Origin of the sequence: Loktanella sp. DJP18 (genome assembly GCF_049310965.1) — a bacterium.
Taxonomy (GTDB): domain Bacteria; phylum Pseudomonadota; class Alphaproteobacteria; order Rhodobacterales; family Rhodobacteraceae; genus Loktanella.
Window position 1 is genome coordinate 47,322 of sequence record NZ_JBMERN010000012.1, and the last position, 19,439, is coordinate 66,760.

The window sequence follows — 19,439 nt, forward strand, 5'->3', positions numbered from 1 at the left end:
CTAATCGTCGGACACGCGATAGGTTTCGTGACAGGCCCCGCAGGCCTTGCCGACATCGCCAAAGGCCGCCTTCAGGCTGTCCAGATCGGTGCCTGCGACCTCGGCCAAGGCAGCGGATGCGTTGGTCAGCGCCATTGCCTTTTCTTCGAAGTCGGCCATGTCCGTCCATATCTCGGCCTTGGCCCTGGTGTCTTCGATCGTGCCGGCGTCGGTGCCTTCGATCCAGTATCCGGCCTGATCGACGCTGCCCAGCGCGGCGAGGTTGCTCGCCGCCGTTCCGGCCATGGCAGCGTCATAGGGAATCTTGTCCTGCGCCATCCCACCGAGTGTGCCGAGGTTGAACGAATAGAGCGTCATGTGCGCTTGCCGCGCATCGACCGCCCGCTGCACGGCGGGGTCGATATGGCTTTCGGCCAGAACGGCCGTAGCCATCAGGCCACCGAGCGCAAGTGCGCCGGTCAGTCTTGCAATCTTTGCCATGTCGTCTCCTGTTGCTGGGTTGGTTTGCGACAAGGCTACACGAGGCAGTGGCATCGACGTCAATACTGGGTTCTCCGCTCACGACATTGTGTGCCGCGCGCAGGGGTCGCGCCTAGTATCCCAGCGCACAGCCGTCCTTGCGCGGGTCGGACCCGCCCTGCAGCACGCCGTCGTCGCGCAGCAGGATCGCCTGCGCTCCACCGATCGCCGTCTCAGGGGTCACGACCTCATGCCCCAGCTCGGCCAGTTCGGCGCGCACGGCGTTGTCGTAGCCGCGTTCGACCTTCAGTTGCCCCATTTCGGCAAAGCTGCGGGGGCCGTCGATGGCCGCTTGCGGATTCAGCCCGAAATCGGTGATGTTGCTGACGAATCGCGCGTGGCCAGTGGACTGATAGGCCCCGCCCATGACGCCAAACGGCATATGGGTCTTGCCGCTCTTTTGCAGCATACCCGGAATGATCGTGTGCATCGGCCGTTTGCCGGGGGCACCTTCGTTCGGGTGGCCCTCGGTCAGGCTGAAGCCCGCGCCGCGGTTCTGGAACAGGATGCCGAACTTGTCCGAGGCGATACCCGACCCGAAGCCATGGAAGATCGAATAGATCAGCGATACCGCCATGCGGTCGCGGTCCACTACTGTGATGTAGATCGTGTCCTTGTGGACCGCCTCTGCCCCCGGCAGATCGACCGTCATCGCCTTTTTCGGGTCGATCAGCGCGGCAAGCTTCTTTGCCGTCTCCATCGACAGCATGTGATCCAGCCGCGTCATGTGGTCGGGATCGGACAGGAAGCGGTTGCGCGTGTCGTAGGCCAGCTTTGTCGCCTCCGCCTCGATATGCACGCGCTGGGACCCCCAGGGATCCATGCCTGCGATGTCGAACTGCGACATGATGTTCAGGATCAGGATGGCCGTGGCCCCCTGCCCGTTCGGCGGGTGCTCGTACAGGTCAAGGCCGCCATAGCCGCCCTGCACCGGATCGCCCCAGGTGCTTTGAGTCTGCGCAAAGTCGTCCAGTGCGTGAACACCACCCGCCGCGTTCAGCGAGGCAACCATATCCTCGGCCACTTCGCCCTCGTAGAACCCGGCGCGGCCGTGTTCGGCAATCAGCCGCAGCACGCGGGCCTGATCGGGCGCGCGGAACATCTGGCCAGGTTTCGGCACCTTGCCGTTCACCATGTAGCGGTCGCGCGCGCCGCCTTGCAGAACGCCCGAATCGTTGCCCCAGTCGAACGACACGCGCGGGCTGACGGGAACGCCCGCCTCTGCATAATGGATCGCAGGGGCCAGAACGGCTTTCAGACCCAGCTTGCCCCAATCCTGCGACAGTGTGCAGAAGGCATCGATAGCACCGGGGATCGTCACGGCGGCGGGGTCGCTGACGGGGACGGTCTTATGACCCTTCGCGCGCAGATCGGCAGCGGAATAGGCGTCAGGTGCGCGACCGGACCCGTTCAGCGCATGGATCGTGTCCGACCCCGGCGGCGTCACCAGGACAAAACAATCACCGCCGATACCCGTCATCTGCGGTTCGCAGATTCCCAGCAGAACGGCACCCGCAACGGCTGCGTCGACCGCATTGCCGCCGGCCTCCAATATCTGGATCGCGACCTTGGCGGCCAGGGGATGAGAGGTGGCGCACATGCCGTTTTCGGCAAAGGTGGGCGACCGCCCCGGTATCTGGAAATCGCGCATCAAGTCTTCCCCCCTTGGTGATTTGACCGGAAAGTCAGGGATTTCACAGGGAAAGACAATCGGACTTTTGGCGAAAGACCGGCACTGCGCCACTGGGTGGGGGCTTTACGACGCAGTGCCGGGGAAGCTTTTGCAGCTACGACACACTTTTGACCTGCCGCTGCGTCACCCTTCGGTCCGTCGCATGATCTTTTCTGGGCTTTTTCGGACAGCAATAAGGCGGTAGTCACGGACCATGACCCAGCTTGATTATGCGACCCTCGCCCAGACCATCGCCGCCTTGACGGAAGGTGAGACCGACGCCGTCGCCTTGATGGCCACCGTTGCCTGCGAGGTGCATCATGCCGATGACCGTTTTGACTGGACCGGTTTCTACCGCGTCACCGGACCCGCGCTGTTGAAGATCGGGCCATATCAGGGTGGCCACGGCTGCCTTGTCATCCCGTTCAGCCGGGGCGTCTGCGGGGCGGCCGCGCGGACCGGGCAGGTGCAGCTTGTGCCTGACGTCGACGCCTTTCCCGGACATATCGCCTGCGCGTCCTCGACCCGGTCAGAAATTGTTCTTCCGGTTTTTGGCGCGGACGGCGCGCTGCTGGGAGTCTTCGACATCGACAGCAACCAGCCGGACGCCTTCGATCAGACCGACGCGACCGCACTGTCGGCGATCCTTGCCACGACCTTCGCGACCGTGCGTCCGGGATAATATCGCAGGCCCCCTCCGGGGCGGGCTTGCATTTGATTGGGACCATGGCGAGGTGCGAAACAGGATGGAGACGGCTGCAAGCGTGCGATGACCTATCAGGCCTGGACCGTTTTCGCCCTGTTCTGGGTCGTCTTCGTGACGACGCCGGGGCCGAACGCGGTGAATTGCATCACCAACGGCATGACCTTGGGCTTCTGGCGGGCGTGGCCGGGCGTGGCGGGTATTCTGACGCAGGCATGCCTGTTCCTGGCCCTGTCCGCGCTTGGTGTGACCGCGCTGCTGACGACATCGCCGACGGCCTTTACCGTGGCAAAGCTGGTCGGAGCCACCTTTTTGATCTGGACCGGCGTGCGCGGCTGGCTGCGCGCAGGCGAGGCCCCGAAGGATATCGACCGCCCGGCCGGGTCGATCTATCTGCGCAGCCTTCTGATCGCCACGATCAACCCCAAATCCGTCGCGGGCTACCTTGCCGCCTTCACTCAGTTCGTGCAGCCCGACGTGCCGATCATGGCGCAGATGCGGGTCATCGTGCCGACGGCCTTGACCCTGACGGCCATCAGCTACACGACCTATACCGCGCTGGGCGCCGTTCTGGGACGCGCTGCGCTGGGGGCCGTCTTCAACACGTGGTTCCGGCGGTTGCTGGCGCTGTGTTTCATCGTCTACGGTGTGCTGCTGGCCGGCCCCCACACACCCCGACAGAAGATTTTCGATGTGGCGACGACGGGTGCGATGGCAATCGAGACATTTTCAGCAAAAGGACATCCGCATGACTGACATCACCTTACTGGACGGTGGCATGGGGCAAGAACTGGTGCATCGTGCCGGTGATGCACCGACGCCCCTGTGGTCGACGCAGGTGATGATCGACCATCCCGGGCTGGTGCAACAGGTTCACGCTGATTACTTTGCCGCCGGGTCCACCATCGCCACGACGAACACCTATGCCGTCCACCGCGACAGGCTGGACGGCACCGGGATGGAGGCGCAATTCGAGGCCCTGCACGCCTGTGCGCTGCGGGAGGCACAGGCGGCCCGCGACGCCCACGGCTCGGGACGCATCGCCGGCAGCATCGGGCCGCTGATCGCCAGCTATCGCCCCGACATCCACCCCAAGCAGGATATTTCGGTGCCTCTTTACGCCGAGATCGCGCAGATCCTCGCACCGGCCTGCGACCTGATCCTGTGCGAGACGGTCGCATCCCTGGCCCACGCCCGCGCCGTGCTGGACGGGGCGAAACAGGCGGGCAAGCCGGTTTGGCTGTCGATCACCGTGGACGACCGCGACGGGCGGCGCCTGCGGTCCGGGGAGCCTGTGGGGGGCATCCTGCCCATCGCGAACGAAGGTGCCTCTGCCGTTCTCGTCAACTGCTCTGCGCCAGAGGCAATCCACGCGACGCTTGCGATCCTATCCCGCGGACCCCTGCCCTGCGGGGCTTATGCCAACGGGTTCGGGAGGATCACGGCAGAATTCCTCGAGGACAAGCCGACTGTCGCCGCCCTGCATAGCCGCGACCTGTCGCCTGCGGCCTACGCCACACATGCCCTGCGCTGGGTCGATGCCGGGGCCACCATCGTCGGGGGCTGCTGCGAAGTCGGCCCCGCCCACATTCGCGCGCTCGCCGACGCCCTGCGCGCCGCGGGCCACACCATCGTCTGAAAGGTCGCCATGCTGCCCACCCATGCCCGCGTCGTCATCATCGGGGGCGGCATCATCGGCTGTTCCGTGGCCTATCACCTGACGCAACTGGGGTGGCGCGACGTGGTGCTGCTGGAGCGCAAGCAACTGACCAGCGGCACCACTTGGCATGCGGCCGGGCTGATCGCGCAACTGCGGGCGACGGCCAACATGACACGGCTGGCGAAATACAGTCAGGAACTTTACGGATCGCTGGAGGCCGAGACCGGCATGGCCACCGGCTTTCGGCGCGTGGGGTCGATCACTGTCGCGCTGACCGCGGAACGCCGCGAGGAAATCTATCGCGCGGCCGGCATGGCGCGCGCCTTCGGGGTCGAGATCGAGGAGATCGGCCCGGACGAGGTCAAGGCCCGCTATCCGCATCTGAGCTGCGACGATGTGCTGGCGGGAGTATATCTGGCGAAGGATGGGCAGGGCGACCCCGGCAACATTGCCCGCGCTTTGGCCAAGAGTGCCAGTCAACGCGGTGCCGTCATTGCCGAGAATACGCTGGTCACCGGTGTCACCCGGCAAGGGCAGCGCATCGCCGGTGTCCACTGGCAGACCGCCCACGACCGCGGCGAAATAGCCTGTGATCACGTCGTCAACTGCGCGGGAATGTGGGGCCATCAGGTCGGACGGATGCTGAACACCAACGTCCCGCTTCAGGCGTGCGAGCATTTCTACATCGTCTCCGAACCCGTGCCCGGCCTGACCCAGATGCCGGTCCTGCGCGTGCCCGACGAATGTGCCTACTACAAGGAGGACGCCGGCAAGATCATGCTGGGGGCCTTCGAGCCTGTGGCAAAGCCCTGGGGGCCGATCCCTGCCGATTTCGAGTACGATCAATTGCCCGAGGATTTCGACCATTTCGAATCAATCCTCGCCGCCGCCGTCAACCGGATGCCGATGCTGGCGGATGTGGGCATCCACACATTCTTTAACGGGCCTGAAAGCTTTACCCCAGATGACGCCTATCACCTTGGCCTGTGTCCGGGGATGGACAACGTCTGGGTCGCGGCGGGCTTCAATTCGATCGGTATCCAGTCCGCTGGCGGGGCCGGCATGGCGCTGGCCCAGTGGATGGAGGTGGGAGAGAAGCCTTTCGATCTGGGTGATGTCGACATCGCGCGGATGCAGCCGTTCCAGGGCAATGCGCGCTACCTGCGCGAACGCAGCACGGAAACGCTGGGCCTGCTCTATGCCGACCATTTCCCTTACCGGCAGAAGGTCACTGCACGAGGCATCCGTCGCTCTCCGTTCCATCGGCATCTTCTGGACCGGGGTGCCGTAATGGGTGAACTGGCTGGCTGGGAACGCGCCAACTGGTTCGCGGACGCAGGCCAGACACCGGAATACGCCTACAGCTGGCAACGGCAGACCTTCTTTCCCAACGTGGCGCAAGAGCTTGCCGCCGTGCGCGGGGGTGTGGCGATGTATGACATGTCGTCCTTCGGCAAGATCCGGGTGGAAGGGCGTGACGCTTGCGCGTTCCTCAGCCATATCTGCGGCGGGCAGATGGACGTCGCACGGGGGCGGATCGTCTATACGCAATTCCTGAACACGCAGGCGGGGATCGAGGCGGATGTGACCGTCACCCGCCTGAGCGAGACCGCCTATCTGGTCGTGACTCCCGCCATAGCGCGGCTGAACGACCAGACGTGGATGCTGCGGCACGCTGGCGATTTCAGCGTCGTCATCACCAACATGACCGCAGCCGAAGGCGTCTTGGCCGTCATGGGTCCGCGCGCCCGCGACCTGATGCGCGCGGTGTCGCCCGATGCCGTCGACGCGCCCTTCGGCACGGCGCACGAGGTGGAGCTTGGCCTGGGCCTCGCCCGTGTGCATCGCGTGTCCTACGTGGGAGAGCTGGGGTGGGAGGTCTATGTCAGCGCCGACATGGCCGCCCATGCGTTCGAGGTATTGTGGGAGGCCGGACAGGATCACGAGTTGAAGCTGGCAGGGATGCACATGATGGACTGTGCCCGGCTGGAAAAGGGGTTCCGTCACATGGGCCACGACATCAGCAGCGAAGATCACGTGCTCGAGGCGGGGCTGGGGTTCGCGGTGAAGACCGACAAGCCCGCCTTCATCGGGCGCGATGCGGTGCTGCGACGGCAGGACGCGGGGCTGAGGCGCCGCCTAGTCCAGTTCCGCCTGACCGAACCCGAGCCACTGCTATATCACAACGAACCGGTGCTGCGCGACGGGCGCGTCGTCGGCCACCTGACGTCCGGGGGGTATGGTCACACCTTCGGCGCGGCATTGGGCATGGGCTACATCCCCTGCGCCGGGGAAACCGTGGCGGACCTTCTGGCCAGCACATACGAGATCGACGTCATGGGCCGACAGGTGCGGGCCGAGGCGAGCCTGAAGCCATTCTACGATCCGACCGGCGCGCGTATGAGGGCCTGATCCGCTGGTCTCTGTCCGACCCACTTAGGGAGCATCGGCGTCAGTGGCGGACAGCACGTCCCGTCACTTGGTCGCCCGTCCCGGACGGAACCCATGCCCCGCCAAGTGACGGAGCATGGTCTCCCCGACCTCAGTGGGTTCAGTTGCCCGCCGGGGCCTCCGTCTCGCTTTCGGCCGCGCCTGCGGCATCGGTCAGGGTCACGTCGACCTCGACCTCGACCTGCGGACCCAGGGCATGCAGGCCTTTCAGGATGTCGATGGCATAGGCCAGCTGATAGTCCTCGTCGCGCAGCTTGGCGGCATCTTCCGCACGGGCGCGATCATCCTCGATCTGCTTGATCTCATCCTCGGTCAGGCTGTCGTTCGACAGGGTGCCGCGCAGATCGGCCTCGGACCGCATTGCCGGCGTATCGATCTCATCCTCTTCCGTGGTGTCTTCGGGGATCATCATCGGCTGTTCGACGATGATATCAGGCGAAATGCCAAGGTTCTGGATGGACCGGCCCGACGGCGTGTAATACCGCGCCGTCGTCAGGCGCATCGCGCCATTGCCCCGCAACGGCACGACGGTCTGGACCGACCCCTTGCCGAAGGATTTCGTCCCCACCACGATGGCACGGCGATGATCCTGCAAGGCACCTGCCACGATTTCGGACGCAGAGGCAGAGCCGCCATTGATCAGCACGACGATGGGCAGGCCACCGGCCAGGTCGCCGGGAGTCGCGTTGTAGCGGTCGCCATCGGCGGCGGCGCGGCCACGGGTCGACACGATCTCCCCGCCCTCGAGGAAGGCGTCCGAGACGAATACAGCCTGGTTCAGCAGGCCGCCCGGATTGTTGCGCAGGTCCAGCACGACACCATCGACGTTCTCGATCCCGCCGGCAGCCTCGACCTGTTCTTTCAGGCCCTCTTCGAGGTTCGGAAAGGTCTGCGCGTTGAAGGTCGTCACGCGCAGCACGACGGCCTTGCCTTCGGTCCGGGCGCGCACGGCGGTCAGCTTGATCGTGTCGCGGATGATCGACACGTCGAACGGCTCCGTCGAGCCTTCGCGGACCACGGTAATGATGACCTCTGACCCGACCGGCCCGCGCAGCAGTTGCAGCGCCTCGTCCAGTGTCAGGCCCAGCACGTTCTCGCCATCGACGGCGGTGATGAAGTCTCCGGCCATCATGCCGGCGGCGGCAGCGGGGGTCCCGTCGATGGGGGAGACGACCTTGACCCAGCCTTCTTCCTGCGTGACCTCGAGTCCAAGTCCGCCGAATTCGCCACGCGTCTGGACCTGCATGTCCTCCGCATCATCCTCGGACAGGTAGGACGAATGGGGATCGAGTGAGGTCAGCATCCCGTTGATCGCCGCCTCGATCAGCTTCTTGTCGTCCACATCCTCGACATAGCCTTGCCGGATGCGTTCGAAGATGTCGCCGAACAGGTCAAGCTGTTCGTACACGTTGGCGTCTGCCCCGGCCGTCTGGGCGATCAGCGGTCCCGCGAACTGCGTGGTGGCCACAAGGCCCAGCGCCGTGCCGCCAGCCGCGGCCATCAGAAGCTTCTTCATGGATGATCCTATCTAGTCCAGCGCGAACCAGGTGCCTGGGTTGACCGGACTCTGCCCGTCTCTGACCTCAAGATAAAGGGTCTGTGTCGCAGAAGCACCCGATCCGGCCGCACCTTGGGTCAAATTCGCGTCAACAGGTGGGAGTTCTCCGCCCAGCAAACCCAGTGGCGCGCCCGCGGGCAGCACTTGACCCGCCTCGCCAAAGACTTCGGCCAATCCGCCAATGACGAACAGGACGTCCTGCGCGGGTTCGAGGATCACGACATTGCCGTAGTCCAGCAGCGGTCCGCGAAACAGCAATGTCGCCGCAACGGGCGTGGTGACCAGCGCCTGTGGACGGGCGGCGATGACGATGCCCGGCCGCGCGATCCCGGCGGCATCCGGCGCGTTGAACGCCCGCAGCACCGTGCCCTGCACAGGCAAGGTCAGATCACCCTGCGGCGCAGGATCGGGGGCACCGACATCGACGCTGCCTGCCAGCGCATCGGCAAAGGCGGCAAGCGTATCGGTGCTGGCCAGCAGCAGCGCGGTCTGCACCGCATCCTCGGTATAGCGGCGCGGCAGGTCTGTCCGGTCGGACACCGCAGCGGACAGCGCCGACCGCGCCTCCTGCGCGCCTTGCAATCCCTCTGCCAGCGTGTCGGCAGCGGTTTCCTGCAGCGCCTGCAACAGGGCCAGCTCCTCCATCTGCGTGCGCAACGCGGCAACCTGTGTCTGCAAGGCCGGAGTCACATCGGCCACCAGCATTCCCGACCGCGCCGTCCCGAGCGGGCCATTGGGATGCAACAGCAGCAACGGTGCCGGGGCGTTTCCGATGGACGCCAGCACGCCCAGCAGTTGCGACACCTCGGCCTGCCGCGCATCCAGTTGCGTCTGCAAGGTATCCCGGCGGATCGCCACACGCCGCAGGCCGTCGCGCAGGGCGATCAGGCCGTCCTCATAGGCACGCACGGTCTCGGTCAATGCGGCGACCCGGTCGCTTGCGCCGCCTGCGGCATCCAGTTGCGCCCGCGCCTCCGTCAGCCGCGCAGCCGCCTCGGCAGCCGCATCGCCAGGGCTCTGCGCCGCGACCGGCCCCGCCAGCAGCAACAGGATCGCGACCAGCCGTATCAAGCGATCAGGCTCCGGCCCGTCATTTCTGACGGTTGATCCAGGCCCATCAACTGCAACAGCGTCGGCGCAAGGTCCGCCAGGCGCCCATCGCGGATCGTGGCTCCGGCTGGCCCGCCATACAGAATCACCGGCACGAGGTTCGTCGTGTGAGAGGTGTGCGGCCCCCCGGTTTCGGGATCGACCATCGTTTCGCAATTGCCATGATCGGCGCAGACCAGCATCGCACCGCCTGTCTTCTCCAGCGCCGCCAGCACGCGGCCCAGGCCCCTGTCCACCGCCTCGCAGGCCTTGATCGCCGCATTCAGATCGCCGGTATGACCGACCATATCGGGGTTCGCGTAGTTCGTGACGATCAGGTCGTAGCCCTTCTCGATCGCCGCGACAAAGTCGTCCGTGACCTCGACCGAGGACATCTCGGGTTGCAGGTCATAGGTCGCGACCTTGGGCGACTGCGGCATCTCGCGATCCTCGCCGACCTCGGGCGATTCCTTGCCGCCGTTCAGGAAAAAGGTGACGTGCGGATACTTTTCCGTCTCGGCCAGCCGGAATTGCGTCTTGCCGTGTTTCGCCACCCACTTGCCCAGCGTGTTGCGGATGTCGCGCTTGGGAAACACCGCGTCATACCAGCCTACGTGCCGGTCGGAATATTCGACCATTCCCAGCCGCGCGGCGAGCGGCGGCATGTCGCGCGTGAAACCGTCGAAGGCGGGATTGCCGATCGCCTCAAGCAACTCTCGCGCGCGGTCGGACCGGAAATTGAGGCAGAAGAGACCGTCCGCAGGCCGCATCCCGGCATAGGTGCCGATCACGGTGGCAGGGATGAATTCGTCGGTCTTGCCGTCCGCGTGGGCCTGCGCGATGGCGGCTTGCGGACTGTCGGCCCGTGCGCCTTTGCCATTTACCATTGCGTCGAACGCGGTCTGCACCCGATCCCAGCGGTTGTCGCGGTCCATCGCATAATAGCGTCCCGTCACCGTCACGACCTGTGCCGTCTGCGGCAGTTTTCGCAGCATGTCGGCCATGAACCCGGCTGCAGAGGTCGGAGCCACGTCGCGCCCGTCGGTGATCGCGTGGATCACTACGTCGATCCCCTCGGCCGCCAGCAGCCGTGCGGTTTCCACCAGATGCGCCACATGCCCATGCACGCCACCGTCGGACACCACGCCCATCAGGTGCGCCCGCCCGCCGGTGTCCTTCAACCGGGCCGCGAAGTCGCGGATCGCCTGCTGCGCGGGATAGCTGCCATCCTCGATCGCAAGATCAATCTGGCCAAGATCCATCGCCACGACGCGGCCAGCCCCGATATTCGTGTGACCGACTTCTGAATTGCCCATCTGCCCGCGCGGCAGGCCGACATCGGGGCCGAAGGTGATCAGCGTGGCATGGGGACAGGTCGCCATCAACCGGTCGAAGTTGGGCGTATCCGCCAGCACCGGCGCATTCGCCTCTGCCGTGTCACGCAGCCCCCAACCGTCGAGGATGCAGAGCACGACAGGTTTCGGCACAGGTCGGGTCAGGGGCATGGCGGTTTCCTTCTGAGACACAGTTGACCTAGCGCAAGTCAAGCGGACAGAAAACAACCCCCTGGTTCATCTGGCCAAGTAAACTCAAATCTTCAAACGCGATGATAAGGCGATCCGGCCAGGATCGATGCGCCCCGGTAAAGCTGTTCGGCCAGCATGACGCGGACCAGCATGTGGGGCCAGACCATCTTGCCGAAGGACAGCGCGGCGTCCGCACGGTCGCGCAAGGCAGGGTCGATCCCGTCCGCGCCACCGATGACAAAGGCCACGTCCTGACGCCCCTGATCGCGCCAGTCCCCAAGTTGGGTCGCGAAGTCGGGCGATGACATGACCTTGCCGCGTTCGTCCAGCACGCAAAGAAGTGCGCCATCGGGGATGACCCTGGACAGCAGCGCGGCCTCACCGGCCATGCCACCGCCTTTCTTGTCCTCGACCTCGATCACCTCTGCGGGGCCGAGCGCAAGAGCACGGCCCGTCCGGTCGAAACGGGTCAGGTAGTCGGTGATCAACGCGGATTCGGGGCCGCCACGCAGACGGCCCACCGCGCAGATGCGCAGGCGCATCAGGGGGCCTTGGACGGGTCCACGGCCAGAAAATCCTGCGAACCGGGGGTCCACATCTTTTCCAACTGGTAGAATTCGCGCACTTCCGGCCGGAACAGGTGGACGATGACATCGCCCGTGTCGATCAGGACCCAGTCGCCCGTGTCCTTGCCTTCGGTATTGCAGACCAGTCCGTAATCCTGCTTCAGCTTGTCGGCCAGATGTTCGGCCATGGCCGAGACCTGTCGCGTGGAACGCCCGGACCCGATGACCATCCAGTCGCCCATCTCGGACTTGCCGCGGAGGTTGATCTTCACCACCTCCTCGGCCTTGTCGTCGTCCAGTGATGTCAGGATCGCATCAAGCAGCTGGTCGCTGTCGTAGGTCGCCCGCGCCGTCACGGCTTGGGCCCCTGGGGTGGCAGCGGATGCTGCCGAGGTGGAAAGAGACAGTGCATCGTCCTCCGATGAAAAGCACCGGCTGGATCGGCCCCGGTGCAAGGCCTGATCCGAAGCTATGACGGATCGTGTGTCATTTCAATGACCGAAGGCCGCGCGCTATTCGCTTGGCGCGGGCGTGTCAACCGCCGAAGTCGGGGCTGGCGTGTCGAATGCACCCACAGCGAGGCCGTAGATCAGCCAGCGTCCATTTTGGTTCACGAATTCCAGATCGAAGGTGATCGACCGCGGTTGCAGCGGAAAGTGACCTGACAGGCGCATGATGCTGCGGTCTAGCGACAGGGCAGTGGTGCTCAGCACAGGCTCTACCGACAGGACGGGCAGCAGGTCCAGCCGTTCGGCGCGGACGCGCTGCAACAGGACCGCGAGGTCGGTCGCCGTGTTCGCATCGTGGAAGGTGTCAGAGGCATAGTCGCGCAGGGTCGTGTAATTGCCCGTCAGGTTGGCATGATTGACCGCCAGCAGGGCGTCGCGGATCAGGGCGGTCGCAAAGCTTTCCTCGATCTGCGGGGTTTGCTGGGCAGACGCGGGGGCAGGCATGCATGCGGCGACCGCCGTGGCAAGAAGCCACGGCGTTACGCGACTTTTCAGGGTGGAAAGGCTTACCACGCGTAGCTGACACCGACGCGGCCGCCGACCTTCTGCCGGTCGAAGCCGTAGGTGACGCCGGCGTCGATCTGCGTGTTCGCTTTGACGCGGTAGGCACCGGACATGGCGAAGGCGGTGGAACCGTCGAAGGCACCCAGTCCGCCCGATACCGCATACTGGCGGTCGGCGGGAACATAGGGCACCTCGAGCGCCATCGCCATCGCGATACCCTCGCGGTTGTCGGCGATGTCATTCGTATTGCTTTGGATCTGTGCGCCTTGCGAAGCGATCGCATTGCCTTGCGACGCCAGCGTCTGGCCAAGGCTGGCAAAGGCGGTGACGTCCACATCGTTGACGGCAAGGTTGCCGGCGGCGTCCGAGGTGACGAGCCGCACCGGGCCGGACTGCGCCGCACGGCTTTCGGCCGAGGCGACTCCGCCCAGCGTGTAGGTGCTGGCGTCGGAGCCGATGGCGACCTGATTGTCCCGGGCCGCGACAGCGCCATTCCCGATCGCGATGGCATTCGCCCCGGTCGCCTGGCTCCTGTTGCCGAAGGCCAGCGCGAAGGCACCCGAGGCGGTTGCGGCCTCGCCCACTGCTGTAGACCGCAGGCCGCTGGCGACGGCCAGGTGGCCGAAGGCCTGCGCCCGCTCACCGGTCGCCATTGCACGCCAGCCGATGGCTGTGCTGCCCGCCATCGTCGCCTGTGACTGCCCGCCGACGGCGGTGGACGATGTGCCGGACGCGATAGTCTGAAAGCCGTCGGCCCCGTCACGGTTGCCGCCGATGGCCACGGCATCCGCGCCGCTGGCCAATGACGTGTTGCCGATGGCGATGCCGTTCTCACCGGACGCGGCCGCCTGCCAGCCCAGGGCTGTGGACCCGGGCGTCGTCGCACTGCTTTCACCGCCGATGGCCGTGGTGGAATTGCCGACGGCATTGGCCTGATCGCCCAGCGCCAGAGCGTCGATGCCGTTGGCCGTGGACAGATTGCCGATGGCCGTGGCGTTGTTGCTGATCGCACGGCTGTCTTCGCCGATGGCCAGCGCCAGATCGCCGGTCGCGGTGGACTGGTGGCCGAATGCCTGTGCCTGCGCGCCGACGGCGTTCGATTGCCAGCCGATCGCCGTCGCCCCTGCGCCGTTGGCTACCGCCTCGCCGCCGATGGCGGTGGTGGAGTTGCCGGTCGCTGTCGTCGCCTGCCCACCCTCCGCGTCACTGCCGATGGCGATGGCATCGATGCCGTCTGCCTGCGAGAGGTAGCCCATCGCGATGCTGCCGTCGCCAGTTGCATCCGCGTCCTCACCGACGGCCGTGGTGTATGCGCCGTCCGCATTGGCAAGGTGGCCGAACGCTTGACTGCGTGTGCCGGTCGCGCTGGACTGCCAGCCGATCGCCGTCGTGCCCGCACCGGTCGCGACACTTTCGCCGCCGACTGCGGTGGTGGAGTTCCCCGCAGCCAGCGCGTCGGACCCCAGGGCCAGCGCATCGACGCCGGATGCCTGCGCCCCGAGAGCATCCGTATCGCCGCCGTCACCGCCGATAGCGATGGTGCCAAGCGATGAGGCGGGCGTGCCGGGCGTCGCCTCTGGCGTGGCGGCGCCGCTGCCGATGGCGACGGAATTCTCACCCGTCGCCGTGCCACCGCCGGCATCGTAGGCCTGGGCAAACGCCCCTTGCGACAGGCTGATGAGTGCGAGAGTGGCGACGGTCGTCATAAGCGTCGCAGACGCGGTTGAACCACGGTAGATCATGATGGAAACCCCTTAAGCGGTACAAAAAGCAAACATTTTACGGAGGAAATGATAACGTGACGGAGCAAGGGAGCAACGCGGGATTGACCTTGGGTCATCACTTTTCCGTCAGGTTCGTCTGCCCCTCCTGCCGTTCGGTGCGCAAGGAAGACCCCTGCAGGATTTTCACCTCGCGCTGCGGGAAGGGAATCGAGATGCCGTTCGCCGCGAACGCGTCCCAGAGCGCAAGGAACACATTTCCCCGGATGTTTGTCAGGCCGCCGGTCGGATCGGAAATCCAGAAGCGCAGGATGTAATCGATCGAACTGTCACCAAAGCCGGTGATGTGGCAGACAGCGGGCTTGGTTTCCAGCACGCGCGGCACCGCCATCGCGGCCTCTACCGCGATCCTGCGGACGTCATGGGGATTGTCCTCGTATGCGGTGCCGAAATGGATGTCGAGCCGGACGAAATCATTCTGATGCGACCAGTTTACCACCTGCCCGGTGATCAGATCCTCGTTCGGGATCAGATATTCCTTGCCGTCGCGCGTGGTGATCGACACGTAACGCGCGCCCAGCGAGGTGATCCAGCCGAAGGTTTCGCCAAGGCTGATGACGTCGCCGGGCTTGATCGACTTGTCCAGCAGCAGGATCACGCCGGACACCAGGTTCGAGACGACCTTTTGCAGACCGAAGCCGAGGCCGACGCCGATGGCACCCGAAAGGACGGCTAGCCCGGTCAGGTCGATCCCGATGGTCTTGAGACCGATATAGAAGGCCAGACCATAGCACAGCAGTTGCATCGCCTTGACGGCCAGCACCTGCATCGACGGACTGATATCCGCATTGCCGGTGATCCGGCTGCCCGCCGTCCGCGACAGCAGCCGCGCGGCGAACCACAGGACGCCGAGGATCAGCACGGCCTTCACGATCAGCAACAGCGAAATCCGCACGTCCCCGAAGGCGAAGCCGATGTTGTCGAGCAGTTCGGAAAATGCCTCGGTCAGCCCAAGGATGCTGAGCGTGACCCAGGTCCAGGCCCCGTACCGCACGATCTTGCGCAGCAGCGGATTGGCGATCAGGCGCGTCGTCAGCGCCACGATCAGCCAGGCGGTGGCCAGTTTGGCAATGATCGCGAGGTGATAGGACCGGCTGTCCCACGTGACCTCTCGCATTGCGAAGATGACGATCCAGATCAGCCCGACGAACAGAATGCCATGCAGTCGCTTGTGCAGCACGACGAGCCAGCGGATGCGCCACATCGGCCAGCCTTCGCGCGCACGCATCCAGGCATGCAGGCGTGGTGCGAGGAGCATCGTCAGAAGATGGGCCACCACGAAGACGCCAAGCGCGATCAACACCTGATAGCCGACCCAGGGCCGCCACAGCGTCATGATGTAGGGTTCCAGATTGTCTGCAATCGCCTGCCAGATGCCGACCACGTCGCCCAGCGGCGCGTCCGGGGCGTTGATCAGGTCGTCGTGCAAAGCCATGCCATCGATCCTTTGTTGGCCGTCAGGGTGCCACGAGCGGACCTTCACCGGCAACCGCTTCTAACCCGCCCGGCGGGTCAAAGGTTTCCAGGCGCGGTGCCGGATCGCCCTGTTCCGAGACGGATTGTCTTGCGGCAAAGGGCACGTCGGTATATCTGACCGCCCATGACACCGGTTTTCGACATGGATGATCGCGCGCGGCTGCCTTGGCGGTTCTTTGGCGCGACCTGCACGATCCTCGCCCATCTATGATGCGCGCGGCGCGCCCGCGCCCGCATCACGCCTGCCATCAACGCATTTTCAGCACGGGAGCGGACCAATGTCCCCCAAAACGCTTTATGACAAGATCTGGGATGCCCATGTCGCCCACGAGGCCGACGACGGCACCTGCCTTCTGTATATCGACCGCCATCTCGTCCATGAGGTGACAAGCCCGCAAGCCTTCGAAGGGCTGCGCATGACCGGCCGCACCGTCCACGCCCCGGACAAGACCATCGCGGTGCCGGATCACAACGTGCCGACCACGCTGGACCGCGCCAACGCCGCAACCATGACCGAGGACAGCCGCATCCAGGTCGAGGCGCTGGACACCAACGCCAAGGAATTCGGCATCCATTACTATCCGGTGTCCGACGTGCGTCAGGGTATCGTCCACATTGTCGGCCCCGAACAGGGTTGGACCCTGCCCGGCATGACCGTCGTGTGCGGCGACAGCCACACGGCGACGCACGGTGCATTTGGCGCGCTGGCGCACGGCATCGGCACGAGCGAGGTGGAGCATGTGCTGGCCACCCAGACCCTGATCCAGAAGAAGTCCAAGAACATGAAGGTCGAGATCACGGGCAAGCTGCGCCCCGGTGTCACGGCCAAGGACATCACCCTGTCCGTCATCGGCGCGACCGGCACCGCCGGCGGCACCGGTTATGTCATCGAATACTGCGGCGAGGCGATCCGCGATCTCTCGATGGAAGGGCGCATGACCGTCTGCAACATGGCGATCGAAGGCGGCGCGCGCGCCGGCCTGATCGCACCGGACGAAAAGACCTTTGCCTATTGCAACGGTCGCCCCCACGCACCCAAGGGTGCCCAGTGGGAAGCGGCGCTGACCTGGTGGAAGACGCTGTTTTCCGACGAGGACGCGCATTGGGACAAGGTCCTGACGCTGAAAGGCGAAGATATCGCCCCTGTCGTGACCTGGGGCACCTCACCCGAGGACGTCCTGCCGATCACCGCAAAGGTGCCTGCGGCCGAGGACTTCAAGGGCGGCAAGGTCGATGCGGCCCGCCGCAGCCTGGAATACATGGGCCTGACCGCCGGCACGCCCCTGTCCGAGGTCAAGATCGACACGGTCTTTATCGGGTCCTGCACGAATGGCCGGATCGAGGATCTGCGCGCTGCCGCCGCGATCCTGAAGGGCAAGAAGATCGCCGTCAGCCGCGCGATGGTCGTCCCCGGTTCGGGGCTGGTTCGCGCGCAGGCGGAGGAAGAAGGTCTGGCGCAGATCTTCATCGACGCCGGTTTCGAATGGCGCATGGCGGGCTGTTCCATGTGCCTTGCCATGAACCCCGACCAGCTTGCCCCCGGCGAACGCTGTGCGGCCACCAGCAACCGCAACTTCGAAGGCCGTCAGGGCCGCGGCGGTCGCACCCACCTGATGAGCCCCGCGATGGCCGCCGCCGCCGCGATCACCGGCCACCTGACCGACGTGCGGGAGATGATGTAATGGACAAGTTCGACAAGCTTAGCGGCATCGCCGCTCCCCTGCCCTTGATCAATATCGACACCGACATGATCATTCCCAAGCAGTTCCTGAAGACCATCAAGCGGTCGGGACTGGGCGTGAACCTGTTCGACGAGATGCGCTATGACGACGACCGCAACGAAATTCCGACCTTCGTGCTGAACAAGCCGCAGTATCGCAATGCGGAAATCTTGGTCGCGGGCGACAACTTCGGGTGCGGGTCGTCGCGGGAACACGCGCCCTGGGCGATCAAGGATTTCGGCATCCGCTGCGTCATCGCGCCCAGCTATGCCGACATCTTCTACAGCAACTGCTTCAAGAACGGCATCCTGCCGATCGCCCTGCCGCAGGACCAGGTCGACGTGCTGATGAAGGACGCCGAGAAAGGGTCCAACGCCCGGATCGAGATCGATTTGGAGGCGCAGACCATCACTTCATCGGACGGCGAAGTGTTTCACTTCGAGGTCGACAGCTTCAAGAAGCATTGCCTGATGAACGGCCTCGACGACATCGGGTTGACGCTGGAAAAGGCCGGATCGATCAAGTCGTTCGAGGAACAGGCCACCACGGCGCGCCCTTGGGTCTAGGACGACCGCCAGAGATTCGATTACCAGCATATGGGGCCAGGGCGATCTGGCCCCATATTTTGTGTCCACTTCATCGCTGCCCCAACCTTGCCGTAAAACGGCTACAGTCGCGCACCGCCTGTGTCGCAAATATGCCCCGGATATTAAATGTAGTTTAAGTGGTTGTTGCGGGCGATTCCTAATCAGGGCAAAATCATGGCGATAAAGAGGCGAACTGCGTCACAATCGCAGGGCGAAGGCGGGACACAGCGACGGCATTCGATCGTCGCGGCCTGGGCAGAGGGTATCATGGCGGCAATTTCGACCTTCCCGGCTGCGGGACTGCGCGCCCTTTGCGTCATCATGCTGATCGCTGTACCATCCATCCTGCTGCCCGAGCAAAGTCAGGACGGCGCGCAGATCGTGGCTCTTGTCGCGATTTCCGCGGCAATCTTCACCTTTGTGGAATACTCTGTCGCCAGCCCCAGCTTTATCGAGTTTCGCAGCGCCCCACCGTTCAACCGACTGCGATTCATTGCCCTGTTCGCCACCGTGCTGGCCCTGTCCCTGATCATGCGCGGCAACGAGGCACCGTCGACCCTGACCCAATTGATGCGCCTCGCGGGAGAGCGGGTCGGAGGGTCGCTGGATTTTCCGTTCTCGCCCGTGCGTCTGATGGCCCTCATGTTGCCAGAGGACACCAGCCCCAAGGCGGTCTACCTCGTCTCGATCTGCGCCGGACTGGCCTATCTCGTGTCGCTTCTGTCGATCGCGGCCTTTGGAGTGCTGCTCCGGTTCCATCATTGGCCAAGACGCACCGGCGCGTTCAATGTCTGGGTCAACCTGCCGATGTTCGACCCGACAGCTGGCGGCGACGTGGTCGACCGGCTGAACCGTGACTGCCAAGTGAACCTGATCCTTGGCTTTCTGCTGCCCTTCGTGTTTCCTGCAATCGGCAAGATGGTGTCGGTCTTCGTCTCGCCGATCACCGTGAATGACCCGCAAACCCTGATCTGGATGGTTGCCGCATGGGCCTTTCTTCCGGCAAGTCTGTTGATGCGCGGAATCGCCCTGTCGCGGGTGGCGCAGATGATCCACGTCCAGCGCAAGCGCGAATACGCCCGCGCCGCTGCCGAGGGCTTGCTGCCGGTCTGATCCT

The 19,439-nt window shown here is 64.7% G+C and carries 17 protein-coding genes; 7 read left to right on the top strand and 10 right to left on the bottom strand.

Annotated elements, in window-relative coordinates:
* Nucleotides 1–480 carry a c-type cytochrome gene (locus ACOI1H_RS05610; protein ID WP_422435799.1) on the bottom strand — a complete coding sequence of 160 codons (480 nt, stop codon included), beginning with the start codon at nt 478–480 and terminating at the stop codon, nt 1–3.
* A 112-nt stretch (nt 481–592) separates the two neighbouring features.
* Nucleotides 593–2,170, bottom strand: a complete 1,578-nt coding sequence (locus tag ACOI1H_RS05615; protein ID WP_422435800.1) for a gamma-glutamyltransferase family protein — start codon at nt 2,168–2,170, stop codon at nt 593–595.
* Between the two features lie 235 nt (nt 2,171–2,405).
* Between ACOI1H_RS05615 and ACOI1H_RS05620 the strand changes: the two genes are divergently transcribed.
* The 4 genes from ACOI1H_RS05620 to ACOI1H_RS05635 all read left to right on the top strand — a co-directional run bounded on the left by ACOI1H_RS05620 (nt 2,406) and on the right by ACOI1H_RS05635 (nt 6,966).
* Entirely contained in the window at nt 2,406–2,873 is a 468-nt protein-coding gene (locus ACOI1H_RS05620) for a GAF domain-containing protein (RefSeq protein ID WP_422435802.1), read from the top strand.
* Nucleotides 2,874–2,960: 87 nt separating this feature from the next.
* A complete protein-coding gene (locus ACOI1H_RS05625; protein WP_422435804.1) occupies nt 2,961–3,650 on the top strand; it encodes a LysE family translocator in 690 nt (229 codons plus the stop codon).
* Nucleotides 3,643–4,533, top strand: a complete 891-nt coding sequence (locus ACOI1H_RS05630; protein WP_422435806.1) for a homocysteine S-methyltransferase family protein — start codon at nt 3,643–3,645, stop codon at nt 4,531–4,533. The genes ACOI1H_RS05625 and ACOI1H_RS05630 overlap by 8 nt, the downstream gene beginning before the upstream one ends.
* 9 nt (nt 4,534–4,542) lie before the next feature.
* The gene (locus ACOI1H_RS05635; RefSeq protein WP_422435807.1) at nt 4,543–6,966 is read left to right on the top strand and encodes a GcvT family protein; all 2,424 of its coding nucleotides are present in this window, start codon (nt 4,543–4,545) and stop codon (nt 6,964–6,966) included.
* Between the two features lie 139 nt (nt 6,967–7,105).
* On the opposite strand, the gene ACOI1H_RS05640 is transcribed toward ACOI1H_RS05635, so the two are convergent.
* The 8 genes from ACOI1H_RS05640 to ACOI1H_RS05675 form a co-directional block, all read right to left on the bottom strand.
* On the bottom strand, nt 7,106–8,521 hold the full coding sequence (locus ACOI1H_RS05640; RefSeq protein ID WP_422435809.1) for a S41 family peptidase: 1,416 nt from the start codon (nt 8,519–8,521) through the stop codon (nt 7,106–7,108).
* A 12-nt stretch (nt 8,522–8,533) separates the two neighbouring features.
* Complete coding sequence (locus ACOI1H_RS05645) at nt 8,534–9,634, bottom strand: murein hydrolase activator EnvC family protein (RefSeq protein WP_422435811.1); 1,101 nt, start codon at nt 9,632–9,634, stop codon at nt 8,534–8,536.
* A complete protein-coding gene (gpmI, locus tag ACOI1H_RS05650; RefSeq protein ID WP_422435812.1) occupies nt 9,631–11,157 on the bottom strand; it encodes a 2,3-bisphosphoglycerate-independent phosphoglycerate mutase in 1,527 nt (508 codons plus the stop codon). The genes ACOI1H_RS05645 and gpmI overlap by 4 nt, the downstream gene beginning before the upstream one ends.
* Before the next feature lie 92 nt (nt 11,158–11,249).
* Nucleotides 11,250–11,720, bottom strand: a complete 471-nt coding sequence (gene rlmH, locus ACOI1H_RS05655) for a 23S rRNA (pseudouridine(1915)-N(3))-methyltransferase RlmH (protein WP_422435813.1) — start codon at nt 11,718–11,720, stop codon at nt 11,250–11,252.
* The gene (gene rsfS, locus ACOI1H_RS05660) at nt 11,720–12,100 is read right to left on the bottom strand and encodes a ribosome silencing factor (protein WP_422435815.1); all 381 of its coding nucleotides are present in this window, start codon (nt 12,098–12,100) and stop codon (nt 11,720–11,722) included. The genes rlmH and rsfS overlap by 1 nt, the downstream gene beginning before the upstream one ends.
* 156 nt (nt 12,101–12,256) lie before the next feature.
* Nucleotides 12,257–12,697, bottom strand: coding sequence for a hypothetical protein (locus tag ACOI1H_RS05665; protein WP_422435817.1), 441 nt, complete (start codon nt 12,695–12,697; stop codon nt 12,257–12,259).
* 62 nt (nt 12,698–12,759) lie between these two features.
* The gene (locus tag ACOI1H_RS05670; protein ID WP_422435819.1) at nt 12,760–14,499 is read right to left on the bottom strand and encodes a YadA-like family protein; all 1,740 of its coding nucleotides are present in this window, start codon (nt 14,497–14,499) and stop codon (nt 12,760–12,762) included.
* A gap of 97 nt (nt 14,500–14,596) precedes the next feature.
* The gene (locus ACOI1H_RS05675) at nt 14,597–15,973 is read right to left on the bottom strand and encodes a mechanosensitive ion channel family protein (protein WP_422435820.1); all 1,377 of its coding nucleotides are present in this window, start codon (nt 15,971–15,973) and stop codon (nt 14,597–14,599) included.
* 319 nt (nt 15,974–16,292) lie between these two features.
* Here ACOI1H_RS05675 and leuC point away from each other — a divergent pair, with 319 nt between their 5' ends.
* The 3 genes from leuC (at nt 16,293) to ACOI1H_RS05690 (ending at nt 19,435) form a co-directional block, all read left to right on the top strand.
* Nucleotides 16,293–17,696, top strand: a complete 1,404-nt coding sequence (gene leuC, locus ACOI1H_RS05680) for a 3-isopropylmalate dehydratase large subunit (RefSeq protein ID WP_422435821.1) — start codon at nt 16,293–16,295, stop codon at nt 17,694–17,696.
* Complete coding sequence (gene leuD / locus ACOI1H_RS05685) at nt 17,696–18,301, top strand: 3-isopropylmalate dehydratase small subunit (RefSeq protein WP_422435822.1); 606 nt, start codon at nt 17,696–17,698, stop codon at nt 18,299–18,301. The genes leuC and leuD overlap by 1 nt, the downstream gene beginning before the upstream one ends.
* 288 nt (nt 18,302–18,589) lie before the next feature.
* Nucleotides 18,590–19,435, top strand: a complete 846-nt coding sequence (locus ACOI1H_RS05690; RefSeq protein WP_422435824.1) for a hypothetical protein — start codon at nt 18,590–18,592, stop codon at nt 19,433–19,435.
* The last annotated feature ends 4 nt before the right edge of the window (nt 19,436–19,439 follow it).